Origin of the sequence: Catenibacterium sp. UBA627 (genome assembly GCF_002299355.1) — a bacterium.
Classification (GTDB): domain Bacteria; phylum Bacillota_I; class Bacilli_A; order Erysipelotrichales; family Coprobacillaceae; genus Catenibacterium; species Catenibacterium mitsuoka.
The window spans coordinates 3,976-8,868 of record NZ_DBPF01000085.1; the positions used below are offsets into that span (position 1 = coordinate 3,976).

General features: G+C 30.3%; 6 protein-coding genes. 4 read left to right on the plus strand and 2 right to left on the minus strand.

The window, feature by feature from the left end; all coding sequences use genetic code 11:
- The first annotated feature begins 117 nt into the window (after window positions 1-117).
- The 4 genes from B2S90_RS05430 (at window position 118) to B2S90_RS05445 (ending at window position 2,989) form a co-directional block, all read left to right on the plus strand.
- Window positions 118-1,530 carry a polysaccharide deacetylase family protein gene (locus tag B2S90_RS05430; RefSeq protein WP_055234742.1) on the plus strand — a complete coding sequence of 471 codons (1,413 nt, stop codon included), beginning with the start codon at window positions 118-120 and terminating at the stop codon, window positions 1,528-1,530.
- 98 nt (window positions 1,531-1,628) lie between these two features.
- A complete protein-coding gene (locus tag B2S90_RS05435; protein ID WP_286696665.1) occupies window positions 1,629-1,787 on the plus strand; it encodes a hypothetical protein in 159 nt (52 codons plus the stop codon).
- A 39-nt stretch (window positions 1,788-1,826) separates the two neighbouring features.
- The gene (locus tag B2S90_RS05440) at window positions 1,827-2,339 is read left to right on the plus strand and encodes a hypothetical protein (RefSeq protein WP_286696666.1); all 513 of its coding nucleotides are present in this window, start codon (window positions 1,827-1,829) and stop codon (window positions 2,337-2,339) included.
- 5 nt (window positions 2,340-2,344) lie between these two features.
- Window positions 2,345-2,989, plus strand: a complete 645-nt coding sequence (locus B2S90_RS05445; protein ID WP_279068580.1) for a hypothetical protein — start codon at window positions 2,345-2,347, stop codon at window positions 2,987-2,989.
- Between the two features lie 36 nt (window positions 2,990-3,025).
- Here B2S90_RS05445 and B2S90_RS05450 read toward each other — a convergent pair whose 3' ends face one another.
- On the minus strand, window positions 3,026-4,012 hold the full coding sequence (locus B2S90_RS05450) for a hypothetical protein (RefSeq protein ID WP_278780267.1): 987 nt from the start codon (window positions 4,010-4,012) through the stop codon (window positions 3,026-3,028).
- An 11-nt stretch (window positions 4,013-4,023) separates the two neighbouring features.
- Window positions 4,024-4,758 carry a hypothetical protein gene (locus B2S90_RS05455; protein ID WP_279068579.1) on the minus strand — a complete coding sequence of 245 codons (735 nt, stop codon included), beginning with the start codon at window positions 4,756-4,758 and terminating at the stop codon, window positions 4,024-4,026.
- Between the last annotated feature and the right edge of the window lie 135 nt (window positions 4,759-4,893).

Sequence of the window (4,893 nt, forward strand, 5' to 3'; positions counted from 1 at the left end):
AAGAAATAATATGTAATTAAAAAAAGTTCTTAATTGTTTCTTAATTTACACACAAATTACACATATTAGATATATAATACAAAATTGTTGAAGATATAAAGTTGAGGGAGAATAGAAATGAAAAAACGTCATTTAAGAAAGAGGGCATATGTCCTATTAGGCTGTATTGTCGTTTTAGTGCTTGGTATCGGCATTTATTTCATGACACGTCCAGCTGTTAGCTTTAATGAAAGTACACAGGATATTGAAATCAATAGTACTTACAATCCTATGTCTTTTATTAAAAAAGTAAGAGGTAATAAGAGTGATGTGACTGTAGATAATTCTAAAGTTAACGTCAAAAAACTTGGAAAGTATAAGATTACTTATACACTAAACAAGAAGAACTATGTATTAAATGTAGAAGTTGTAGATACTAAGAAGCCTACATTTAAAGTGGTGAATAAAGCAGTAGAAGTAGGTACTAAAGTTAAAGCAAGTGAATTTGTGACTGATATTAAAGATGAAACAAAGACTAAGACTTACTTTAAGAAAGATGTATCTTTTGATAAAGAAGGTACACAAAAGGTTACTGTTGTTGTAGAAGATCAGGGTGGTAATAAGACTGAAAAAGAAGTCAATGTGAAAGCAGTAAAGGATACTAAAGCACCATTACTTGCAGGTCTTCAGAATTATGATACGACTGTAGGTTCTAATATTGATTTCATGAAAGGTATTACTGTAGAAGATGATTTTGATAAGAATCCTAAGGTATCTGTAGACAGCAGCAAAGTAGATTTTGGAAAAGCAGGTACTTATAAAGTCATCTATACAACTAAAGATAAGTCTGGTAATAAAAGAAAGTATACACAGACTGTTATTGTAAATAATCCACGTCCTTCAAATGCAGTTGCACCAAGTGGTGAAAAGGTTGTTTATCTTACATTTGATGATGGACCTTCTCAGAATACTCAGCGTGTATTAGATATTCTTGATAGATATCATGCGAAAGCGACATTCTTTGTAACTGGTAATGGTCAGAAATATAATTACTTAATTCAGGAAGCACATAAAAGAGGCAATACTATAGCACTTCATACTTATTGTCATGATTATCGTACTGTTTATTCTTCTACTGATGCTTACTTTAATGATTTAAATAAAGTAGGTAATATGGTTAAGGGTCTTATTGGATTTACTCCTCGTTATATTAGATTCCCTGGAGGAAGTTCTAATACAGTTTCTAGACATTATTCTGCAGGTATTATGAGTCGTCTTACTAGAATGGTACAGGAAAAAGGTTATCAGTATTATGACTGGAATGTCAGCAGTGGAGATGCATCAGGTAATAATGTGCCTACTGCAAGACTTATTGCGAATGCGACAGCTTCTCGTAATAATCAGATTATGATATTATTCCATGATACAGCTGCAAAGAATACAACTGTAGAAGCATTACCTAAAGTTATTGAACATTATCAGAGCCTTGGTTATACATTCAAGGGTATTGATGATACAACATTTACACCTCATCAAAGAGTATTAAACTAAAGCCTCATTCGAGGCTTTTTTCTTTACTTAAATTTTACATAGACTTAAGAAGAACTTTTTGTTGGTATGATAGACTAAAGACAAAAGAGAGGAAGTCTATGATTTATATTACCGGTGATACACATTGTCCTTTTGATATCTCTAAATTAAAGCCTCATCATTTTCCTGAGGGACAGATACTTACAAAAGAAGATTATGTCATTATATGTGGTGATTTTGGAGCTGTATGGGATGATATGTTACCAGATTTATTCTGACCTGACTGGTTGGATTCAGAGCCATGGACTACATTATTTGTGGATGGAAATCATGAGAACTTTGAATTATTGGATGATTATCCTGTTTCTAGCTGGCATGGTGGAAAGGTGCATTTTATTAAGGAGTCTGTAGTTCATTTGATGAGAGGACAGATTTATACAATTGATGGATTGACATTCTTCACTTTTGGTGGTGGCTATTCATGTGATATAGAAACACGTGTAGAACATCGTTCATGGTGGCAGCAGGAATTACCTACAACTCAAGAATGGAATGAAGCACTCAATAACTTACTTCAATATAACTTTCATGTTGATTATATTATTACGCATGATTGTCCGTTCCATATTAAAGAACTCTTACATACACGTACTATTCCTTGTAACCTGGATGACTATACCCTTCCTCATCTAAGAAACATAGATGAAGTCATGGATGATATAGAACAACAGGTCACATATAAGTTATGGTTTTCTGGATATTTCCATATTGATCAAACCATTTATAAGCATGTTATTCTCTTTAATACGATTTATTGCTTAGAAAGGTGATATATATGAATCAACGTAAAACTGATTTTCTTAATTACTTAAAACATTTAAGTGTAACTACTCTTGTACATCAACAGAATTTTATCAACAAATGGTATGATCTTTTTAGTATGTTGGATGAAAATCAATATAATTCTATTTCTATGGATCTTTTAACTGATGCTGAATATTATGTGATGAACTATTCTATTCCTCATGTAGGAAGCTATAAGGTTTATTTTAATATTGATCATGTGATTCAATCAGATGCTTATCAGACATCTTCTATTCAATCTATGACTGAAGATGAACTAGATAGAAATAGAATCAACCATCCTATTCCTTTTGATATGAACATCTACTTGTTAAATCAATTCCAATGTTCACAAAAGAATATAAAAAGCATTAAATATTATCCCGTTATTACTGATTCCTATATGAGTAATGGACTCTATACTGTCATTGATGGAAACCATCAACTAGAGATGTCATTAAGAGAACAAGACTTAGTTGAATTAAAGTACACTCCTTTCTATAAGTTAAAGAAGGAATGTTATGGCAATACGTTCAGCTATTTATTACATCATTTCATGAATGAAATGCATATAATTAGCTCTGATCCACAATACTTACTCAACCAATATCCATTACAAGAAACAATTCGTGCATAATAAAAATATGGTTCATGCTGGTGAACCATATTTTTTTTATTTCTTATAAAATTGTGCATTGTTAATAGCTTCTTGAGTTTTTGATTGATAGATGACTGTTTGTTCATTTGTATTCATATCTAATTCTACAAGTTCATATACCTCAGATCTTTGCCCTATGAAATAGATAATATTATCTAAAACAGTAACTATATTCATGGAATAATAGCCGCACTTTCCATCTAATAATTTCTTTTTTTCTTTTGTGTGACGATCATATCTCACCAAATCAAAGTTAGTAATAGATGTCTGTTTATCTGTTACATAGTATATATAATCTTTATCAATATAAGTACTATCAAGCTGTTTGTGATTTAATTTAAAAACATCTTCTGTTTTGTTTTTCTTCACAACAGTGAATGTAATTGGCGCATAAGAATCAACTTCATTTTTTATAATACCGTTATTATAATCATCTGTCAGTTTATAACTTAAAGACATTGAATAATGAGGTATAATTAATTCCTGGGTGTCTGGATTATAATTTGTACATGTCGCAAAACTATCCTGATTCCAGTTTAAATAATTTATTTTATGTGTTTTAGTATTATAGATTGAAGGTACCATGGTATTCTTTTTTACCTTTTTTAAACGTCCTACAATAAACATCTTATGATCATCCAGTATTCTGATATCATTGATTGCATCTACATAGTCAATAAATTTAGATGTTTTATGAGTAGATAAAGCATATTGTTTAATATATGAATTCCCATATTCTTTATTATCGCTTCCTGAATAATATACTTTATTATTCTTATAATCATAAGTAGAAAGTGGGTACTGACTTTCATAAGGTTCTGAAGAAACCTTCTTAAGTTTTTTAGAAGTTAAATCATACATATAAGTATTGCTGGTAAATATGAATTCCTGATTCGTCGCATGAGTTGTGGTCATAGAAATATAATAATGAGATGATTCAGAGCATCCTACAGGCAGTGATAATAAAACTGTGACACTAAGTAAGCATTTTAATTTGTTCATAATTTTCCTTCTTACTTATGTTCAATAACAACATCCTTCACCGCAAAATCATCAAGTTTCTTCGCATCGTATCCCCAATAAGTAACTCCATCCTTCCAAATATCTACAATTGCATCAGGTAAACCACCCGCATCCCACTTATGCATATTAACTGTTTTCCCATGTATAGTAGTTTTAACAACTAGACCACAAGTAATATTATCATATTTTAAACTAGTAGCGACGTCTCCTTTAACTAATACATGATTCTTTTGTCCAGGTTGATGATTATACGCTGTAGCCCTACCATATCCAAAATAGCAATTATAGTAATTATTTCTATATAATCTATTTTTATTACTACCCCAAGATGCTTTAAGAATATTATTATTTCTATCGTCAACACTATAAGTATTTATTGGCACAGTCATATTGTCATTTTTTACAGATTCCACTTCTCGATTGTTCTCATCCAAGATTCTTGTAATATAACCATCAGCAGCATATTTTACTGTCATACCCTTAAAAGGAGTTGGATACAAATCTGTCAATCCTGTAGGATCTAAATATGTAAACTCAAAATCGTCGCTTATTTCACCGTCAACCAATATAAAATGAGAATTATCGATATATCTGATAATTGTGACAGATTCCATTTTTTCTGGAATTTCTTTTGAAAAATATACTCTATCATATGCTTGAACATTTAGAATATTACCAGATAGTATTAGAATAAAAACGATTAAAACTCTTGCGATTTTTTTCATAAAAATTATCCTCCTTATTTTTAATTATTGATTAATTGTAATCGCTTACATTTTATAATTCAATTATACTCATTCTTTACATTATTTACAATAATAATACATATTTTAAAATATCGCTAAGTTTAAGAAAAATGT

Coding starts and splice junctions, on each gene's coding strand:
- B2S90_RS05430 (WP_055234742.1), top strand. CDS start 118: ATGAAAAAACGTCATTTAAGAAAGAGGGCATATGTCCTATTAGGCTGT.
- B2S90_RS05435 (WP_286696665.1), top strand. CDS start 1,629: ATGATTTATATTACCGGTGATACACATTGTCCTTTTGATATCTCTAAA.
- B2S90_RS05445 (WP_279068580.1), top strand. CDS start 2,345: ATGAATCAACGTAAAACTGATTTTCTTAATTACTTAAAACATTTAAGT.
- B2S90_RS05450 (WP_278780267.1), bottom strand. CDS start 4,012: ATGAACAAATTAAAATGCTTACTTAGTGTCACAGTTTTATTATCACTG.
- B2S90_RS05455 (WP_279068579.1), bottom strand. CDS start 4,758: ATGAAAAAAATCGCAAGAGTTTTAATCGTTTTTATTCTAATACTATCT.